Consider the following 18855-nt stretch of genomic DNA (forward strand, 5'->3'; position numbering starts at 1 on the left):
CGGAGAGCATGCATGTCCGCATCCCTAATCTATGATCTCGCCCCGATCGGTTCCATCGTCAGCTGGTCCGACGGCACCCCGCGCCCGCAGGAACGCTTCAAAAAGAAGCTCGCCGCCTGGCAGACCCGCAACAGCCGAGGCCGGCTGATCCACAAGGAAGGTCCGCGTCAGCTCGGCAACTACGCTTCGTCGGGTTATTTAACGCTCCATGAGGCGGACTTCGGCGGCAGGAACGTCGCCATGCGCGTTCACCGAACCTTCGCACTCGAATCCGACTTGGTGTTTAAGGTCATCGAACGTCCGCCGATCGGGTCGGTCCGCGTTTTCGATCGGGCCGGCTCGTCGCGGGAGCTGGTTCACCTCGCCGAGAACCATGAAGGCGCAAAAGCGTGGCTGCGCGAGCACGGCTATCCCAACGCAGTGCTCGAACCCGTGACGGCCGATGAAATCGCCGCCGATCACATCGAAGGGAGGGCAGTATGAATACGCCAGCTCTTCAATGGTCAGAAGCCGCCACCACCGACGAACCGGAGGTGGAGTTTGAACGAAGTGCCGACGGTTTGCCGGTCGCCCGTGTGGGCGACCTCGTCTTCGCGATGGTACCCGGACGCGACGGCCGGCACTTCCTTACGAGCGCCTGGCGTGTCAGCCGGCCGCTTGCCGACCTCAAGCGCGGTGATTTCTACTCGCATCATGGCTCTGTCGCGGATGAAGCAGCGTTCCAAGCGCGCATGATCGAACAGGCGGAACACAGCCGCGAGCTGCGGTTGCTTGCGCGACAGACAGTCCGGATGACTTTGAGCACGCCGTGGGGGCCATCGCAGGACGCCACCGTATACGCCAGTGGCATTGTATCCCACACGACGGCCGGGCATGGCGGCTTCAAGCTTTCCGCCGCGCGTAATGCCAACGTCCATCCGACCTTGCGGGGGGATGGCGGTTGGTATGAAGAGGACGCCGCATGGGCAATCATCGCGCTGACGTTTCCGGACTTGTTCACGACCTATGAGCGGAAGGAGGCTGACAAAACGGTCCGCGACAACTGGCCGGAGGCCTGGGAGGCGATCTACGGTCGCTCTCTCGAGCCCGGCGAGTCTCACGAGAAGGATCGGCAGGCGTTCGGGAGGGTGCATGCCGGCGAGTGGATCGTCATCGCCGCGCTGCGTTCGGATCATCATCCAGGCATGACCGAGGTGATCGCCACCATCGGCGGCAGCCGCAAGGAGCTGGCCGAGGAGCGCCGGTTCCTCATCCCGAGCGACGAATATGAGGTCGGCCGGTTCGGCTTCATCATCGATGAGGCGCGACATGCCGCCTATGACGGCCTTTCCAGTTTCGCCGGTCGGCGTGGGAGGGGCGCGTGATGTCCGCTTCCATAATCCGATGGCGCAGTTGCTCAGCGCTTGCGGACGAACTCCGTGCGCAGGACCAGTCCCTTAATCGTGTCGTGCCGGCAGTCGATCTCTTCGGGGTTGTCGGTGAGTCGGATCGACCGGATGACCGTGCCCTGCTTGAGCGTTTGGCCGGCGCCTTTCACCTTGAGGTCCTTGATCAGGACCACGGAGTCTCCATCGGCAAGAACATTGCCGGATGCGTCATGGACCTCCGCAGCTTTCGCGGCCTCCGCGGCGATCTCCGAAGCCGGCCGCCATTCGCCGGTCACCTCGTCGTAGACGTACTCATCGTTCTGGTTGCTCATGTCTGCCCTGCCGTCGTGCCGTGTTCACTTGATGCCGTCGTGCTCTCGGCAACGGCGGCTAAACCCGAGTGAGCCTTTATCCCGGACGTGCCGCGAAATCAAATCGCAGCCAGAATCGGCGGAAGATATCGCAGCGGCTGCGGGATCCCCTCCATTCAACGGCCTCTGTGTGTCGAACCAGCTTCTTGCCGGCTTGCCCTTCGGTTTCGTTGCGGTCTGAACCGGCGGCCGATCGTTTCAAGGCCGCGTTCCGCGCCGCGGGGCGGCCGGACCACACCGTTCTCGCAAAGCAGGTCGGCGCGCTTCGCGAGGGCAGGCTACCCTGCTTGCGCGCTTCCCGGCTTCGCTCGTCCTGGCGGGCCCGGACCCTGAAACGCCCGTCTTCCGCCGGCTCCTTTCGACCGCACCGAAGGGCAAACCGGCAAGAGCCGGAACCGCTTCGGGGAAACCGTGAAAGGAACAACCTATGGCCAAGGCCGCAACCCAATCCCGCCCGTCCGCTCGCGCTATGCAAATTCGAAAGGGCGCCACCATCGAGATGGTTAGGCTCACTTGCCCGGACGCCGCCCAGGCGCTGGCGATCGCCGAGAGCTTCGGAACGGCCGTGATCGACGGTGACGGGATCCGAGACCTGCATGAGCGCCTAATCATCGAGACGGCCGAGAGCCTTTCCGACGGGCTCGGCGAACGGGCCATGCAGATCCATCTCCAACGCATCGTCGGCGCCTATGTCGGGTCCGCTCACGGCGCCGGCCAGTTTTACAGCCGTGCAGTGTCCGAAGCACGTGACGCCACGGCGAAAGCGGCCAGTGACGCCCGCGACGAGGATCTCGACGGTCCCGTCGGTTACGACAGCGCCGCTCAGCGCAAGCGCGAATTTGCCGCCGACATGGGCGTTCAGTCCCATTCTCTCCGCATGGCTGCCGAAGGCGCCGTCGCCGCTTACGAGCAGGTGGTCGGCGAGGTCTGGAAGCCGTTCGACCGCCCGGTCGACAACCCCGGCGCATCACTCGACCGCAAGGCGGCCGAAGCGCAGATGGCGGCACTTGGCTGATCTGCTTCCGGCGGGGCTTCGGTCCCGCCTTCTCTTCTCTTTGACCGACGGCTGGCTCCTTTTGAGCCAGCCTTTTCGTATGTCGAAGGCAAAGCAAAGGGGGAAGACGATCAGCTTGGGCGCCATCGCTTACCCGTCCGGCTCTGGTCCTGCCGGGGCCGGGAATTAAGCCGCAAGGGCTTCGCCCTCCTCCACATGCGTTCCGGCGCTTGTCCAGCATGCGCCCTCCCCTTTACCCCGGCCTTTGGACCGCCGTGACGGGTCGCGATCGGCCCGGCTTGGAAATTGGAGGTATCGGAAAAATGAGCAGGAAGCATGAAACGCAGCGTGCGGACATCTATAGCCGTATCGCAGATCGGATCATCGAGGACCTGGCCCGCGGCGTGAAACCATGGATGAAGCCCTGGCATGACCGCAACCTGCATGGCCGGATCACACGCCCGCTCCGGCACAACGGACAACCCTATTCCGGAATGAACGTTCTGCTGCTTTGGTCAGAAGGCATCGCCCGAGGCTTCGCTTCGCCGACGTGGATGACGTTCAAGCAGGCGTTGGAATTGGGCGCGACGGTCCGCAAGGGTGAAACCGGCTCCACGGTCGTCTTTGCCAGCCGCTTCACAAAAACGGAAGGCGACGGCAACGGCGGTGAGGTCGATCGCGAGATCCCCTTCTTGAAGGCCTACACCGTATTCAATGTCGAGCAGATCGACGGGCTGCCGGAACACTATTATCACCGGCCGACACCGGTTTGCGATCCTGTTGCACGGATCCAGATCGCCGATCGCTTCTTCCGCAACACCGGCGCGGTGATCCGCCATGGCGGAAACCAGGCTTTCTTTGCGCCTGCCAGCGACCTCATTCAGATGCCGATGTTCGAGAGCTTCAGGGACGCGGCAAGCTACTATGCGACGCTTAGCCATGAGGCTACGCATTGGACGGCGCCGGCGGATCGTGTCGGCCGTGATCTCAGCCGCTATGCCAAGGACAAGACGGAGCGCGCGCGAGAGGAATTGATTGCGGAACTCGGCAGTTGTTTCCTGTGCGCGGACCTTGGCATCGCACCGGAGCTGGAGCCTCGGCCGGACCATGCGTCTTACCTCGCCTCGTGGCTCAACGTTCTGGCCGACGATAAGCGGGCGATCTTCCAGGCTGCGGCCCATGCCCAGCGTGCGGTAAGCTTCTTGCACGGTCTCCAGTCCGGTCAGGCCGAGGAGAGAGCGGCTGCGTAGCACCGCTCGGGGTCGGTCGTTGTCCCGCCAACGGCAGAAGCTCTTTCTGCTCTCTTTAGGTGAGGATGTCCTGTTCGGGCGTGAGGTCCAGCCTTCCCCAGATCGAAGTTTTCCGGTCGCTTGATTTCGGCGATAACCGGCTTTGCCTGCTGACGCATAGATCCTCCAGGCGACGAATCGCGAGCACGACGGTATCGCCTTGGTTCCAGGAGGCAATGGCCGGTCGGGACGGGGTTGTCGCCTGCGAAGTCGACCCCGTGAAATGGAGGCCAGGCAACGGAATTGCCCCTGCAAATGCTCCGTCACGGCGACACGCGGCGGGGTCGCCATCACCATATTCCTTCGATCTGCCGTGTTAGGCCACACCCCCGCGGGCTCGATGAGGCATGTCTGATCGGCGAGCGGCTGCGCCTCGATCGTCCTCCCGCAACCGCCGTCGAAAACTTTCTTCCCCTGAGCGCTCAGGCGCTCATTCCGCGCGGAGCAACAAAGCTTCTCCCGGCGGCCCTTCACGCTGTTTCGGCCCTTCGGGTGCGGTCCGATCGCCCCCGATCCCTGCGACAGCCATCGAGGCCGCGGTGGGCGCGGCCCGATACAACGAAAGGAACATGACAATGGCTACCATCGGCACCTTTACCGCAAACGAAAACGGCTTCACCGGCTCGATCCGCACCCTCGCCCTCAACGTCAAAGCTCGCATCGCCCGCATCGAAAACCCCTCCGACAAGGGCCCGCACTTCCGCATCTACGCGGGTGCCGTCGAACTCGGCGCAGCCTGGCAGAAGCGCTCCAGCGAGAGCGATCGCGACTATCTTTCGGTCAAGCTCGACGACCCGAGCTTCCCGGCTCCGATCTACGCGACGCTGACGGAGGTCGAGGGCGAAGGTGGCTTCCAGCTCATCTGGTCGCGCCCGAACCGGGACTGATATTCTCGGTTGGCCTCGCCGCCCAGGCGGGGCCTTAATCGCGGAAATACACAGCATTTACAACAATACTGTAAATGCTGGATTTGCGTCGGTTCTGATGCTATGGTGCCCGTCGGCAAAGACATCTGGAGAATCAACATGCCTCGCACCGATGGTTCCTACTCAACAAGCGATCTTTCCCGAAAGTCCGGCGATATCATCGCCGAGGCGTTGCGCCATCCGGTCACGATCACCCAACGCAACAAGCCGCGCCTCGTCCTTCTTAATATCGATGACTACGAACGGCTGATCCGGCAATCCGATGCCCGTTCAGTCGGCACACTCGAAACAATGCCGAGCGAGCTGCTCAAAGAATTCGAGGCGGCGGTGGACGCCTATGCGGGGACCGACGAGACCAACCGATGAGCAGCTATGATGACATGCAGACCGCGACGGTCATCCGTTATCCCTATTTATGGGCGCGACAAGCCCGAAAGGGGGAGACAGAGGGGCGAAAGGATCGGCCAGTCGCCGTCGGTGTGAGGCTTGCCCGACCTGACGGCGACTTGGTTCTGTTTTTCCCGATCACCACCAAGCAGCCCGAGCAGACTCGCTTCGCGGCTGAAATTCCGGCCATGGAGAAGCGGCGGGCGGGACTCGATGCAGACCTGCGCCTCTGGATCATCCTCGATGAATTCAACACCGATATCGTTGGCCGCTCCTTCTACATCGAGCCCGAGCCTCCGATCGGGCGGTTCAGCAAAGCGTTCTTCCTTCCCGTCCTCCGCGAGTTCATCGCGCGCCGCAAATCGCTAGCCGAGATTAGCCGGATCAGATAGCACACTCGGAGATTCGTACTCGGACGAGTGGGCCGGACGTGCCCTCCGGCCGGCAGGAGGCCATAAGAAGTGGTGGCGCGTCATTCCGATGTCTTCGATGAGGTTGTGGCGATCGTTGCGGATTGGTGTTGGATCGCCGGCTGCTCGGTTCTGTCGGGCCGACAAGTCATCGAGGCAGGCACTGAGGCATATGTGCCAGTGCTATCCGCTCGGTCTGGTGCGCCTTGGAACGGCCATGACGGTGGCCGGAGGATAGCGGGTCGCCCCGGTGCCGGGGCGGTCTATCGCGTGGCTGCTCCCACCGCTGTCAATGACGCGCCCTCCGCGGGCCTATGAGGCATGTCTGATCGGAGAACGGCTCCGCCTCGAGCGTCCTCCCGCAACGGCGAAACAACAAAGTTCCTCCCGGCCCCCAGGCTGTTCCGGCCTTGTGGGATGCGGCCCGAGCCAGGACTGAGCAGCTACCGGCCCCGATCGCCAAGCGGGGCCAACGCTCGTCGCAGAAGCCCGGGAAACAGGCATCGAGCCGGTTTCCGGCTTTTCGGTGCCAAACGAGAGGTAGGGTCTGCTCAGACCGTGCCATTTTGCCGTGGTGAAAGAGCAGCCTCAAGGACGAGCGGTTCCCCCAAAATGCTGGCGCATTTCGGCTCCCCCACCCGCCGCGGTGCGGTCGCGTCGCGCTCCTTGACCCCGCCCTCTCGCCACGCCCGCGGTCGTCATCTTTCTCAAACATCAGGAGATGACGCGATGACAATCGAACAGCATATCGAAGAACTGCGCGCCTTATCTTGACAGTCTGCACCGACTCTAGCGGTCTTCCAAACGTCGATGCACATGCTGAGGGAGGCGCTTTCCAGGCCGGCCGCAGCGCTCCCACATAGCTGGCGGAGGCCGGCCTGGAGAGTGCCGGGCAGCTCTAGCACCTCCCGTTGACGCGGGCTCCCCGGGTGGGGGTCCGGGGGAGGGTTGAACAAGCTGTGGATACTGTCGTTGCGTCATCAAGCATCACGATCGAGGAGCGGAGGGCTGCTGACGGCCTCGACGCCTATGTTCCGCGAATCCTGCGAGGCGGTGCGCTCTACGATCCCAATGTTGATCGCTTCTTCCTCAATCTGCCCCTCAATGGCGTCCGCTCACGTCATTCCCTTCGCGCCTACGGCTACGACATCGCTGTTTGGCTACGCTTCCTTGCCGATGCCCGCGACAAGATGGTCTGGGAAGCCGATCGGGAAGACGTCGAGGCCTTCCATCGCATCCGCAGAAGGGGCGAGCCCGGAAGCCGGATCTCGGCGGCATCATGGAACCGGTCGGTCGCGGCAATAGACAAGCTTTATGAGTGGGGCGTGCGTGAGGGACTTCTGTCTTCCAGCCCATTTTCGCATCGGGAGGTCTGGCGTCGTAATCGCACGCGGGGCCAAGGCCAGATTGTCGCGCGCAACGATGCATTCGAACGGCGCGTAAAGCGAACGGACATCCGTTTCGTCACGCTTGAGGATTTCCGAAGATTTCGGGATGTAGGACTGCGTGGCCTTACTCCGGATGGAGCGGAACGGCCTGGAGCTCGCGACAGGAACGGGCTTCGCAACGCGCTGTTTGCGGACATGCTGGTGGTACCGGCTTGAGGCTCGAAGAGGCATCGTTTCTCTTGGCCTTCGAAGTCGACGCTTTGCCGGCGTCCGGTTCCTCGATCCGTCAGACATGGTTCAATCTGCCCGCAGGTCTCACCAAAGGCGAGCGAGGGCGGGCGGTCCTTGTTCCTGACGGGTTGCTTCAGCGGCTCCGGACCTACATTCGTGTGGAACGCGCGCATGCCTTGGCAAAGTTCAAGGCCCGTCAAGGTTGGAGTTTGATAGAGCGGCCGATCTTTATCCGCCGGCCGGTCGCCGGCCCGGCCAGCCTTGTGCTAGCCGACGGACGAACTGTTCCGCTGGAGGTCTTCTCGCCGGACGAACGGGAGCGTCTCGTCATCTGTGATCCGGACAATGCACCCGCCGAGCCGGCAGTGCTATGGCTGACCGAGGTTGGTCAGCCGGTGCGCCCAAACTCCTGGGAGGTGGCGTTCGCCCGTGCCTGCCGTCGCTGCCAGGCGAACGGATCTCCGATCGACATCAGCCCACATCAACTTCGGCACACCTTTGCGGTCCATATGCTGGCGATGCTGATCCAGCGCCAGCTCGAAGGCAGATCCTCGGCGATCTCCGCCGGACCCGCGGAAGGTTACCGCAGACTGCTCGGAGATCCTCTTCAGCAGGTGCAGCGGCTTCTCGGGCATGCGAGCCTTGAGACCACTTCCCTCTACCTCGACCATATCGCCACGCGCGCAGACACCGTCGATACCGCCGTCGCCGAACTGCTCGCGCTGCTGCCAAGCGGAGGCCGGCTATGAGCACCCGTCCTCGCAAGGGTCAGCCCGTCGCGTTCAGTCGCGAACTCGCCGTCCCTCCACCGGTGGCGGCAGAGGCGATATCGGGTCTGCGATTTAACATTCAGACGCAAGATGGCGGCGAGGTTCTGGTTGACTACGCTCATCTGACGCCGCGCTGGCTCGCACTTGCGTTCGCCGGTGCGCTGCGGCGACTTGCCGGTCTCGGCGGGCGCCTGTCCGTCAGATCGACTGTGGCGGCCTACGCCCGCATCCTGCCGCTGTTTTTCGCCTATATGACAGAGACGGAGGACGTGCCCAATGCTCCGGAACTCCTTCAGGCGCGCCACATCGATGGCTTCGAAGCCTGGTTGGCGGTAAAGGGCAAGTCGCCCATCCACCTGCTGACGATCCTGACGAAGGTCATCGTGGCTTTGCGAGAGGTTGCCTCTGAAGGAACGATCACCTTTTCCGACGCGCTGCGCGACCGGCTGGCCTATACGACGTTGAGGCCAATACCCTCGTCGCGTCCCCGCGATGCATACAGCCCCTACATTGCGAGTCAGCTTCGCGATGCAGCTCGTGCGGATATCGGGCGTATCTTCCAACGGTTTCGCGAGCCCAGGCCGGTTGCCACAGACTCCGATCTAAAGGTCCTGGAAGACAGCGTACATACGCACATCGATGCGAGAGGCATTCTCCTTCATACCGATCGCAAATATAAAGCTCTTCTGCACGCCCGAAGGGTTCGAGGTCTCTCGTCGGAGAACTTCTGTCATCAGCTTCACGAATGGCACTATCTAACCTCGCACGACGTCATTCCGCTGACGGTGTTTCTGGCGCTCGAGACCGGTCTGGAGATCGAGTGCTGCAAAACCTTGACCGTCGATTGTCTCCAGAACTCGGCAAACGGAACGGTGGAGATTGCCTATATCAAACGCCGAGCCCGTGGCGCTGAGTACAAGACGCTTCGGGTGCGCGACGGCAGTCCACGCACGCCAGGTGGCCTCATCCGCCAAATCGTCGCCATGACGGCAACTGCCCGTCGACACCGGCCAAGCGACTGCCTTTGGCTGCATTACGGATCCGGTGGACTAAAATCCGGGCTAAAGCATCCGCAGCATCTCATCGATGGGTGGACGACAAAGCACAATATTCTCGATGACGATGGGCACCCGCTCCATCTGGCGCTTTCACACCTTCGCAAGACGCACAAGGCGCTCTGGTATTTGAAGACCGAAGGGCACATGACGCGCTTTGCCGTCGGTCATACGCGGGAGGTGGCTGCGCGGCACTACGCTGATGTTCCGGCACTGCGCCCCCTACACGAGACCGTCATCGCCGATGCCTTCACCGAGGCGGTCGCATCGGCCTTGTCGCCGATCATTCTGACACCAGAGAAGGAGGATGCCTGGCGGAGCGATCCGGTCACTGCCTCAGCCGCCGCTCCGGCGGGAAGTGACCCGATTTCTCTGCTCGATGGAGAACAGGATATCTGGCTGGCCAGCTGCGGCGGTTTCTTTTCCAGCCCCCATGGCGAACCCGGATCGCCTTGCTCTCTGCCGTTCTGGGGCTGCCTCGAGTGTCCGAACGCGGTCATCACCGCCCGCAAGCTCCCCGCCATCCTATCCTTCCTTGGGTTCCTCGAAGATCAGCGCCGTTCGCTTTCCGCCAATCACTGGGCGATGAAGTTCGCGGCCGCGCATGCCCGCATCACCAGGCAGATCTTGCCGGCCTTTTCTGCGGTGACGGTTGCCGAAGCTCGTAGTCTGCTCGCGCACGAGCCGGTTTCAGTCTACCTGCCGCCGGAGGCGTTACTTTGAAGACCGCACGTTCCCCTTACGCCGCCACCGCGGTCGCGGACGATCGCCCGGTGCTGGCAACAGCGCCGCTGCATGCTGGCTTCGACAGGTCCTCTCTGTCGCGATATAGCGATGCTCGATGGGATTTGGGACCTGCGGTTTTTCGGGAGAATGCGCGCCGCTCCGATACCAGGGTGGACTTTGATTCCATTGACGACCCAGACATTGCGGCGGCCATTCGCGACTATCTCTACGTGCGTCTGAACACGGACCTGCCTGGCTACAAAATGCGTGCGCCTCCGGTGAGCGTGCGCCGCCTCTTTCGTTTCGCTCTGAACTTTTTCAATTTCGTCAAGGACGATCGCGGAGTCTGTGATCTGCGCCATGTTGATCAGGCGTTGCTCGACCGCTTCGCCAAATCTCTCCGCGACGGACGGCGGCCGATCATCGTCACGCAGTGGTTGGGGATCGTTTTCGACCTCTATGCCTTCCGTAACCACCTATCCGTGGCGAAGCTGTCCTTCGAGCCATGGCACGGTCGCAGGCCCGCCGAGGTTGCGGGTTATCGTTTCTCCGTCGAGGAGAACCGGACGCCCCGTATCCCCGAGGACATCATCCGGCCCCTTCTTGCCTGGTCGCTCAAATACGTCACAGTGTTCGCACCCGACATTCTCGCCGCGCGCAACGAACTGCGAATGCTCGAAGAGCATCACGCGATGTTGATCGCCGAAGACGCGCTGGCACATCGCAATGAACGGCGGGCCCGCCGCAAAGCCCGCCTGATTGCCTACCTCGACGAACGCCGCAAGCAGGGCCGTGGTGTCCCCGCCTGGCCGGTCAGGATCGGCGGACGATTTTCATCAGCCGGATCGGAGCCGCCCTTGAACTGGCAGCTCATCTATCTGCATGCCGGCGCCGATGCCAACCTTCGGCGACCTCTCGATGAACGCCCCGGCGATGGTGCCCGCCAGATCGTCGAAGCTGCGGTCCACGAGCTCGGGACCGAGGTCGGCGGAATGGATACGCCGATTTCTATCGATCCCGACACCGGCAATCCCTGGCGGGCCCGGTTCGACGCAAGAGCACTCGCGGTGGAGGAGCGGATGCTGCAGGCCGCCTGTTATATCGTCTGCTCCTATCTGACCGGCATGCGCGACAGCGAGGTCCAGGCCATGCGGCCCGGCTGCCTCTCTGTCACCCGCACCGAGGACGGCCTGATCGACAGGCATCGAGTAAGGTCAGTTGCCTATAAGGGGAAGGAAACGCGTGGCGACGAGGCCGAGTGGATTACCATTGCGCCCGTCGCGGCCGCGATCGCGGTGCTCGAACAGCTCATCATGCGATCCGTCGAACGCCGCGGTACTGAGACGCTCTGGCCGGTTCTCTTTATTGCACGGGCACGCAAGCATACTCTCTCGACAGACATCGTGACCCGACTGAACCAGTTTCGCGATCATCTGAATGAACGCTTCGGAACCGCAGGCGAGCCGGTCGTTCCGGCCGGCCCCAATGGGCGCCCGTGGCAACTGACGACACGTCAGTTTCGCCGGACGATTGCCTGGCACATCGCCAATCGGCCCTTCGGAACGATTGCCGGCATGATCCAATACAAACACGTCTCCGTCGCGGCCTTTGAAGGTTATGCGGGTTCGAGCCGCTCAGGCTTCCGTGCCGAAGTCGAGACGGAACGTCGTCTCGGGCAGATGGACGACATACTCACCTATTTCGATGAACGGCAACTCGGAGCAGGTCTCTTCGGCCCTGCTGCAGGGCGGATCGGCAGATCGCTGGACGCCGCAGCGGCCGAGCTTCAACCGCTTCCAGGCATCATCGCCGACCGTGGTCGCCTCCGCGTCCTGCTGGCGGACACGGCACGAACACTCCACGTCGGCGTGCTGGCCGACTGCTTCTTCGACCCTGCCACCGCTGTCTGTCTCCGCCACGCCGCCTCAGGCGACCAGATCGCTCCGATGATCTCGTTGTGCGAACCGTCCCGATGCCCGAACGCCTGCATCACAACGCGCCATCGTCCCGCATGGGCGGATGCCGCGGAGAACGCCAGGGCAATCCTCAAGGAAAAGAGGCTGTCGGAACTGCAGCGGCTTGCCGTGGGCAAAGACCTGCAACGGATCGAGAAGATCTTATCCGATATCGAGGTAATGTGCGGCTGACCTCCTAGAAATACGGTCGCGCCCCCTGGTCGGGGTCGCGGGTTCTCTTCTTTCTGCCGTCCCATTCTACGGCTGCTCAGCCCGCGTCAAGGACGAGCGTGGGCCCCCGGTTTTATCTCCGCTCCGGTTCCCTTCGCTCCGACAAAACCGGCACCCCACTCGCCGGCGCTGCCGGTCGCGTTCCGCGATCCCTGACACACGCTTCGTGCGCACGTGGCCTCGTTGACGTCATCAAAAGGAGACGATCAACATGACCACTATCGATCAAATCAACGAATTACGCGCCGAGCTTCGGAGCTGCTATTTCACCAAGGAAGAACGCGCCGCGGCCGAAGCCGAACTGGCGGCCTTGATTGCGCAGGAGCAAGCTGCGGCCGAGCAGTTCGCGCGTGACATCCAAGCCTTCGCCGCTGACCTCGAATGAGGTCGGCGACGAAACGAGAGGACTTACCCCTCTCGATTTTTCCGCCACTGAGATTCAACTTTTCATTTGACTGTCAGGATAACGGCTGGAGCTGCGTAACGCCGTCGACGCTGACGCGCGTCGGCAGATCGAGGCCGAACTTGAACTCGCCCGGGCTGAACGCGAGGTGATCTCGGCCGAGCAGGACGGCCGTGTCAGCGCCGAGCCTCCGTTCTGACGGAGGCTTATCTCCATGTCCGTGCGCCTGGCCAGCCGGATCGAGCGGCCCCCCGCCTGTCAGGGGTTTCACCTCTCGACACTCCCCGCCGGCTCGCGCCGGGAAGCGGTCGCGTCCCCTTCAAGTTCGCGGGGCTCTTTCTCTGACCTCCTATTTTACTCCAGCAAATCCGGCGTCAAGGACGGCGCGGTCTCCCCCAGTTTTTCTGCCGCCGCGTTGCACTGTGCTTCAGAAAAGTAGGTTCCCCCGCTTGCAAGTCGCGTTCCGCGATCCTTGACCCCTCTTTGCCACGGAGTGGCCGATCTCGGTCATCAAGATGAAGGAGATCACATATGACAACGGATCAGGACCTTACCATCCTCGCCAGGCTTTCCGGTTTCCGGCTCCTCGTTCTCGCAAACCGCTTCGGCTGCGATACCGACGTCTCGCGAGAGCTCCATGACCGACTGATCGAAGGGCTTCAGGCGGCAACTGCTCGCGTCCGGACTATCATGGCATTGGAGCGGAACGTTCTCACCGGAGAGGACGAGTTCGCCAAATATCAGTTGGAAGGCGAAACCGAGATTTTCGGGCGTTTTGCCATCAATCTCATGGACGATCTCGAGATCGATTTCCACACCCATGAGTACCGCATCAATGGCGGCAGCTGGATAAACGCTCTGACGGCAGACTATAGCGGTACCGACCTCGACTACCCGGAGCTGGTCACGCTTACCGAGGAAGAGCTCGGCTCATTGGCACCGATCATCAAGGATATTACGCGGGAAACCGGGATTGTCGTACATGCGGCGCGCGCCGTCGGCGCTCGATGGGCGGGATCCTGATCGGGGTCCTCGCGGTGCGGTCTCGGTCGCGGATTACACACGCACTCTCGGGCCAACACACTCGCCCATACACCTGGGGTCGATGGCGCCGAGCATTGACGTATCCGATTACAATGCCAAGTCGAGTAGCCGCGGTCGCAGTGATAGCGATCGGTTGCGCCTCTCCTTTTGACGCTGCTGTCATCTGCATCGGGGATGTTTCAGCCCTTTCGTCACGACGCAACCTGCCACCGCCAGAATTTTCCCCGCCGCGTTGCGGCTCCTCGCGGAGCCAGAATTCAGGCAGCGCCAGGTCCTTCACGTCATCTCGGCCTTTCGGGTGCATCCCTCCTCCGGTGTGCAGCCAATCCCTCGATGACCGCATTTCGAAAGGAGATCCATCACGCAACAGCTCGCTCAATTCCTCGCTGCCACCGGGCGCCGGCTTCACGTCCTCGGCAAGGTGATCAGCCACTTGTTCCGCAGGGGAAAGCTCGGCCTAGACGTGCCCATCAAGATCCCGCTGTTTGTCGAGATCGAAGTGTCCTTCGAGACCGACTGGAGGCGGCGCCGATGATGCGCTTTCGCGGCCCGCTTCGGCGGGCCATTAATTATTTCGGCACGGAAGCTCGCGGACGATAGCCGCGTTTTCGTTTCTGCCTGAGTAGATGGAGAAACAGCTGCACCGCATCTTCTTCCCGGTCGAAATGATGGATCATTTGCTGACCCGAGGCACCGATGCGCCCCCACCGCCGCGTCAAACAGGCATCGCCGAACAAAGTCGGCTCAATCGACATGGCATAATAACGGGCCATGTTCTTCGAGGTGTCCGTTCGTTCGACGTAGAGCTGATAGGGCTGCGCGATCATACCGACAGAATCGGAGATTTTCCCGCCGGCGTCCAACGACACTTATGAATCGGTCGTCAGTGATCGATTCACAACGGTGATGAGTTGGCGCCTGAACAGTTGGGCCTAGATCAAGTTCTGGCCGCCATCTATGCGGATCGTCTGGCCGGTCGTGAAGTCACTTCCCATGACGTCCCGTTGCTGAATCTCCTGGTTTATCGCCCAGTCCCAGGAGACACAGCGCGTCATCAAGAGAGTCGACCTGATGGTGAGCGAGCCGTTCCCGGCTCGGCGTCATGTCAGGCACCTGGATGACCGTCGATATTCCCGCGGCGATCGCTGAGCGTACGCCAAGATCACTGTCATCAAGCGCGACACAAAGCTCGGGGGAAAGGCCCAGCCGGTGGGCGCCCTCGATATATACATGGGGCGCCGGCTTTCCTCGGCTGACCTGATCGACCCCAACCACAGCATTGACCCGATCGAAGAGACCCGCTCGCCTGAGCTTCCACTCCGCTTTCGCCGTCACACTGTTCGTCGCAATCGAGCGAGGAAGGCCATGGGCGTCGAGGGCATCGAAGAACCTGTGAACGCCTGGTCGAAGCGGCATCTCGTCCTGCATGTGGCGATCGATGATCCCGTTCCACGCCTCCTCCAACGCAACACTGTCGAGATACGCACCGAGTTCATGGTTGATAAGGCGGGTGGCTTCATCATGGTCAAGCCCGACAAGCCGATGAAAGAAACCCTGCTCAACAGCGTAGCCGAATTCTCGCAGGACCTCGGGACCTGTTTGCGCCTGCAGGCGCTCGGTGTCCAAAAGCAGCCCGTCCAGGTCGAGAACAACGCCTGCAAATGTCAAAGCCATTGTATGCTCTTTCGATAGCGGCGGTCGGATCAGTGATCAACAACTGACCCCAGGTCGCTCACGAGCTTCCTCGTCGGCCTCAGAGACGTTCGCCAGGCCTGAGGTGAGACCTTTACCAGATACTCTAGTCGGTAACGATTCCCGACCGATGTCGGCCGCCTCCTCGCGCTCCGGAGACGACCCGGTTTATTGGTAGAGCCGTGCCTTTTCTCTCACAGACGCGGATTACTTGTTCATCGCGTCCTTGAGCGCCTTTGCCGGCTGAAAGGTCAACTTCTTCGCGGCAGCCACCTTGATCGTCGCGCCGGTTGCGGGATTACGCGCATCGCGCTCCGGCGTTTCCTTGACCTTGAACTTCCCAAACTGGGGGATTGAAGTCTCGGCGCCCGACGTTGCTGCAGCAGCAACAGCCGCGAAAACAGCCTCGACTATGGTCTTGCTCTGCGCCTTCGTCAGACCGTAGTCGGTTGCGATCTTGTCGGCGATTTCATTGGTGGTGGTCATGATAGAACCCTCATTATGTCCGCGGAAACATTTCCACCGGATCGCTCCATTGTCACGGCTCGGCGGGTGCGCGATCCAGACAATCATATTCATTTTCCACAGCTTGCTGACCGGCGACGGATCTTTCCGGCAGCTGGCGCCACCCCACACGCTTTTTGGAGCTCCTTGAAACAGCGGCACGAGGCTGTATTCAGCCCCTGCGGCAACGCTTATGCACTGGCATTTATCTCTGCAAGGATGTAATGGCGCATGAAAGACATTCGAAGGTCATGATGGAAGAGACGGTCCAAATCGGAAGCCGTGGCGACTTTGGGCTCTGGGCGATTGAAGTTGCCAAGCAGATTGTCGGCGAGCAAGGCTTCGACCTTGCCAAGGCGGCACGTGACGGCACGGAGGATGATGTCCGTGCTGCCGGCAACGCTTTGGGCCAGGCGATCACAAATGCGCTGCTCGAAGTCTATGACGGGCTGCTGCAGGAAGCTCCCGCGGACGCGACGTAAGACTTCACCGCTTCTCGGCGCTGGCCCGGAATAACACATTCAGCTTTACGCACGCCTTCATGTCCTCACGCCGAAACCAGATCGCGCGCCCGCATCTGAGCGGTGCATTTCCGGCGGTGAACACGATCTGCTCGTCAGCCCGCATACGAAGAACTTCATGTGGCTGGATCAATGGTCGCGCGGCCAACTGCTTCGAGCGTGTGCGCGAAGAACCCTTGGACTGGAAACTGCGGCTGACCTGATCGATCTCGACCGTGGTCATGCCGCAGCGTCGGGAAATATAATCGGCCGTTTCCGGATCGTTGATCGCGGCGAAGGAAATCCAGCTCGCGCTCTCGAACCACTTGCTGGCTGCGTCCCGCCCGCCATAGGTCTCGCGCATCTGCCCGATCGACTGATAGATCATGGTGAGCATGATCCCGTACTTGCGGCCGGCATCTCGGGCGGTCTCGAGGATCCGCATGTAACCGAGGCGCGCCACCTCATCGAGGAGGAAGAGCGCCCTGCCCTCCATCTCGCCATTGCGGTTGTAGATTGCGTTCAGGAACGAGCCGATGATGACGCGTGCCAGGCCGGCATGGGTCTCCAATGTCTTGAGATCGATGTTGATGAAGACGTCTGTGTTTCCTTCAGCAATATCGCTTGTCGTGAACGTCGTTCCAGAAACCAGCGCCGCGTAGTTCAGGTAGGAAAGCCAGTGCGTTTCCTTCACCGCATTGGCGTAGACGCCCGAGAAGGTTTCGGGGGTCATGTTCACGAAGGCCGCAACGTTTTCCTTCACGAAGTCCGAGTTCGAATTGTGGTAGATCGACTGGAGGCGTTCGCGCAGCTTGGGTTCCGGCTCGGAGAGGTTCTTGCGCACCTGGCGCAGCGTCTGCTCGGGCTCCCTGGTGTGACCGGAGAGGCAAACGTCGGCGATGAGTGCCGTCAGCAACTGCAGAGCCGAGGCGCGGAAGAAGTCGTCGCGCACGCCACGCGCGCCGCCGCTGTCGCTCATGATCCACGAGGCAACCGAAGCAATATCCTCCTCCTTGGTTCCGCCGAAACGCCCGATCCAGTCGAGCGCGTTGAAGCCGATTTCCGAGTTCTTCGGGTCGAGGACGAAGACGTCGCGGTTGGCACCGCCTCGGTGTTTTGAGACCATAGGCGCGACCTCGTTCGAAGGATCGAGGACGACAAGGGCGCCGCCCCATTTGAGCGCGGTCGGGATCGTGACAGACGTCGTCTTGAAGCCGCCGGAGCCTGCGAAGACGATGCCGTGCGACGGGCCGAACGAGCCGTCGAAACATAGAAGCGGCGCCTTGCCGCCGGCGCCCCACGTCTCGGCGCTGTCGGCGCGAAACGACTGTGCCGCCACGCTATCCTTGTCGACGCAGTAGCGCTCGCCGATCACGATGCCGCCACGCTCCGGAAACAGCTTTTCCGCTTCCGGTAGTTTCATCCACTCAGCCTCGCCGTACAGTGCCCGCTTTCCATAGATACGCTTCGGTTCGGCTTTGGCGAAGGCCGCGTTGCCGGCGATCACCACCCGCAAGCCGAAGAGCGCCGACATCAGCGCCGCGCAGACGCCGATCGTCGTCGCCGGATCGACATAGGAGAAGATGGACTTTCCCCCCGGAACCTGTCCAGCGAATGCGGACAACCTGACGAATTCGCGCATTGCAGCGATCAGGATCGTCGCTGTCGCTCCGGCGAGGACGCCCCATCCTGCCGTTCTGATCCTCGCCGAGCCGGCGCTGGCGAACATGAAGACGATGCCGAGCAGTGCCGCGACGAGATAGGGCAGAGCGATGCCGGCGCGGCCGAGTGTCTGCTGCGCGGCCTCCGATTTTCCGAAAACGGGCAGCCAGTTTTCGGTCCCCGTCATACCGATGATGACAAGAAGCATCAGAGCGCAGGGCGCGAGGAACAGCACGATCCTAGTCATCGGTCTCACCAAAAGCCTCTGCACCGATCGCGCTGAGCCGCGAGCGCTCGTGCTCGTCTCCCTTCAGCCGTCGGTTTGCATCGATGAGGAGCCCGAGTAGCAGCGCCCGCTTCTCATAGCGCAGCCCCGCCTTGACGATCAGACCGCCGAGCTCAATTTTCTCCCGCGTGTCCTTCTTGCGGGCGTCGGATGTCGTGGTTCTTCGCATCCGCTCAAGCCTCGCGAGTCCCGCCCTGAGCCGCGCCAGACGCGTCCTGCGTGGCGGGCGGATTGCTCTCGCCGTCGCCGCCTCCCCTTTTTCCTCCGGTCGATGGGGCCTCGCCTCCGCGAAACCGCTTCGCCAGATCCTCGAACGCCCCCTGGAGCTTCGTCTCCTCGACTTCGATCTCGCCAAGTCCGGCCTTCAGTGCGATCCGGCCGATGCGCTCGGCCTCGCGGGTCTCGGCCAGCTTGAGCTGCTCCTGGAGCTTGGCGATTTCGTCGCGGATCTTCGAGGAGGGTTTCTTCATTCCGACCGTCTCCTTTGGGTGCGAAAGCTTGTCTTTCGGATCCAATCTTCCGGAGGGTGAGTGCGGAACGCACTACTGTGAATCCTACAATCGCCAAGGGCGATGCTTTGGTGAATGATCCCGGCCGCTCGATGAGAGCGGCATCCAAGGGCGCAATTATACGTCGCTGGCGCGACGTTCTTCTTGAAAGCGCC

20 protein-coding genes and 1 pseudogene are annotated in these 18855 nt (G+C 61.9%); 13 read left to right on the forward strand and 8 right to left on the reverse strand.

Annotated features, from left to right (window positions below; translation table 11 throughout):
• The first annotated feature begins 12 nt into the window (after positions 1 to 12).
• Together QA637_RS30650 and QA637_RS30655 are read left to right on the forward strand one after the other, a co-directional pair.
• Entirely contained in the window at positions 13 to 483 is a 471-nt protein-coding gene (locus tag QA637_RS30650) for a hypothetical protein (RefSeq protein WP_283067673.1), read from the forward strand.
• Positions 480 to 1364, forward strand: coding sequence for a DUF7007 domain-containing protein (locus QA637_RS30655; RefSeq protein WP_283067675.1), 885 nt, complete (start codon positions 480 to 482; stop codon positions 1362 to 1364). Before QA637_RS30650 ends, QA637_RS30655 begins: the two co-directional genes overlap by 4 nt.
• Before the next feature lie 32 nt (positions 1365 to 1396).
• Here the strand turns inward: QA637_RS30655 and QA637_RS30660 are convergent, their stop codons facing one another.
• Entirely contained in the window at positions 1397 to 1699 is a 303-nt protein-coding gene (locus tag QA637_RS30660; protein WP_283067678.1) for an alkylphosphonate utilization protein, read from the reverse strand.
• A 466-nt stretch (positions 1700 to 2165) separates the two neighbouring features.
• Here QA637_RS30660 and QA637_RS30665 point away from each other — a divergent pair, with 466 nt between their 5' ends.
• From QA637_RS30665 to QA637_RS30705, 9 genes and pseudogenes are all read left to right on the forward strand, one after another.
• Complete coding sequence (locus tag QA637_RS30665) at positions 2166 to 2753, forward strand: hypothetical protein (protein ID WP_283067680.1); 588 nt, start codon at positions 2166 to 2168, stop codon at positions 2751 to 2753.
• Positions 2754 to 3055: 302 nt separating this feature from the next.
• Positions 3056 to 3982 (forward strand): ArdC family protein, encoded by a 927-nt coding sequence (locus QA637_RS30670; protein ID WP_283067682.1) that lies wholly within the window; start codon positions 3056 to 3058, stop codon positions 3980 to 3982.
• Positions 3983 to 4596: 614 nt separating this feature from the next.
• A complete protein-coding gene (locus QA637_RS30675) occupies positions 4597 to 4908 on the forward strand; it encodes a DUF736 domain-containing protein (protein ID WP_283067684.1) in 312 nt (103 codons plus the stop codon).
• Between the two features lie 138 nt (positions 4909 to 5046).
• Positions 5047 to 5313, forward strand: coding sequence for a type II toxin-antitoxin system prevent-host-death family antitoxin (locus QA637_RS30680; protein ID WP_283067686.1), 267 nt, complete (start codon positions 5047 to 5049; stop codon positions 5311 to 5313).
• Positions 5310 to 5726, forward strand: coding sequence for a hypothetical protein (locus QA637_RS30685; RefSeq protein WP_283067688.1), 417 nt, complete (start codon positions 5310 to 5312; stop codon positions 5724 to 5726). The genes QA637_RS30680 and QA637_RS30685 overlap by 4 nt, the downstream gene beginning before the upstream one ends.
• 947 nt (positions 5727 to 6673) lie before the next feature.
• Positions 6674 to 8112: pseudogene (locus tag QA637_RS30690) on the forward strand (tyrosine-type recombinase/integrase).
• Positions 8109 to 9911 (forward strand): hypothetical protein, encoded by a 1803-nt coding sequence (locus tag QA637_RS30695; RefSeq protein WP_283065562.1) that lies wholly within the window; start codon positions 8109 to 8111, stop codon positions 9909 to 9911. Before QA637_RS30690 ends, QA637_RS30695 begins: the two are co-directional and overlap by 4 nt.
• Complete coding sequence (locus QA637_RS30700; RefSeq protein ID WP_283065560.1) at positions 9908 to 12061, forward strand: integrase; 2154 nt, start codon at positions 9908 to 9910, stop codon at positions 12059 to 12061. The genes QA637_RS30695 and QA637_RS30700 overlap by 4 nt, the downstream gene beginning before the upstream one ends.
• A 250-nt stretch (positions 12062 to 12311) precedes the next feature.
• A complete protein-coding gene (locus QA637_RS30705) occupies positions 12312 to 12485 on the forward strand; it encodes a hypothetical protein (protein WP_283065558.1) in 174 nt (57 codons plus the stop codon).
• 73 nt (positions 12486 to 12558) lie between these two features.
• Here the strand turns inward: QA637_RS30705 and QA637_RS30710 are convergent, their stop codons facing one another.
• On the reverse strand, positions 12559 to 12774 hold the full coding sequence (locus QA637_RS30710; RefSeq protein WP_283067690.1) for a hypothetical protein: 216 nt from the start codon (positions 12772 to 12774) through the stop codon (positions 12559 to 12561).
• Between the two features lie 260 nt (positions 12775 to 13034).
• On the opposite strand from QA637_RS30710, the gene QA637_RS30715 reads away from it, so the two are divergent.
• Positions 13035 to 13526, forward strand: a complete 492-nt coding sequence (locus tag QA637_RS30715; RefSeq protein ID WP_283067691.1) for a hypothetical protein — start codon at positions 13035 to 13037, stop codon at positions 13524 to 13526.
• A 590-nt stretch (positions 13527 to 14116) separates the two neighbouring features.
• Here the strand turns inward: QA637_RS30715 and QA637_RS30720 are convergent.
• The 3 genes from QA637_RS30720 to QA637_RS30730 form a co-directional block, all read right to left on the reverse strand.
• Entirely contained in the window at positions 14117 to 14410 is a 294-nt protein-coding gene (locus tag QA637_RS30720) for a WGR domain-containing protein (RefSeq protein WP_283068063.1), read from the reverse strand.
• 121 nt (positions 14411 to 14531) lie between these two features.
• Positions 14532 to 15215: an HAD family hydrolase gene (locus QA637_RS30725; protein ID WP_283067692.1), complete on the reverse strand. Its 684-nt coding sequence runs from the start codon at positions 15213 to 15215 to the stop codon at positions 14532 to 14534.
• Positions 15216 to 15446: 231 nt separating this feature from the next.
• Entirely contained in the window at positions 15447 to 15725 is a 279-nt protein-coding gene (locus QA637_RS30730; protein ID WP_283068064.1) for an HU family DNA-binding protein, read from the reverse strand.
• Between the two features lie 272 nt (positions 15726 to 15997).
• On the opposite strand from QA637_RS30730, the gene QA637_RS30735 reads away from it, so the two are divergent.
• A complete protein-coding gene (locus QA637_RS30735; protein WP_283068065.1) occupies positions 15998 to 16225 on the forward strand; it encodes a hypothetical protein in 228 nt (75 codons plus the stop codon).
• 4 nt (positions 16226 to 16229) lie between these two features.
• Here the strand turns inward: QA637_RS30735 and traG are convergent, their stop codons facing one another.
• The 3 genes from traG to traC are packed head-to-tail and all read right to left on the reverse strand — an operon-like array spanning position 16230 to position 18661.
• Positions 16230 to 18152: a Ti-type conjugative transfer system protein TraG gene (gene traG / locus QA637_RS30740; protein WP_283067694.1), complete on the reverse strand. Its 1923-nt coding sequence runs from the start codon at positions 18150 to 18152 to the stop codon at positions 16230 to 16232.
• Complete coding sequence (gene traD, locus QA637_RS30745) at positions 18145 to 18360, reverse strand: type IV conjugative transfer system coupling protein TraD (RefSeq protein ID WP_283067695.1); 216 nt, start codon at positions 18358 to 18360, stop codon at positions 18145 to 18147. The genes traG and traD overlap by 8 nt, the downstream gene beginning before the upstream one ends.
• A 4-nt stretch (positions 18361 to 18364) precedes the next feature.
• Complete coding sequence (gene traC, locus QA637_RS30750; RefSeq protein WP_283067696.1) at positions 18365 to 18661, reverse strand: conjugal transfer protein TraC; 297 nt, start codon at positions 18659 to 18661, stop codon at positions 18365 to 18367.
• Between the last annotated feature and the right edge of the window lie 194 nt (positions 18662 to 18855).

This window comes from Sinorhizobium terangae (assembly GCF_029714365.1).
GTDB classification, from domain to species: Bacteria; Pseudomonadota; Alphaproteobacteria; order Rhizobiales; family Rhizobiaceae; genus Sinorhizobium; species Sinorhizobium terangae.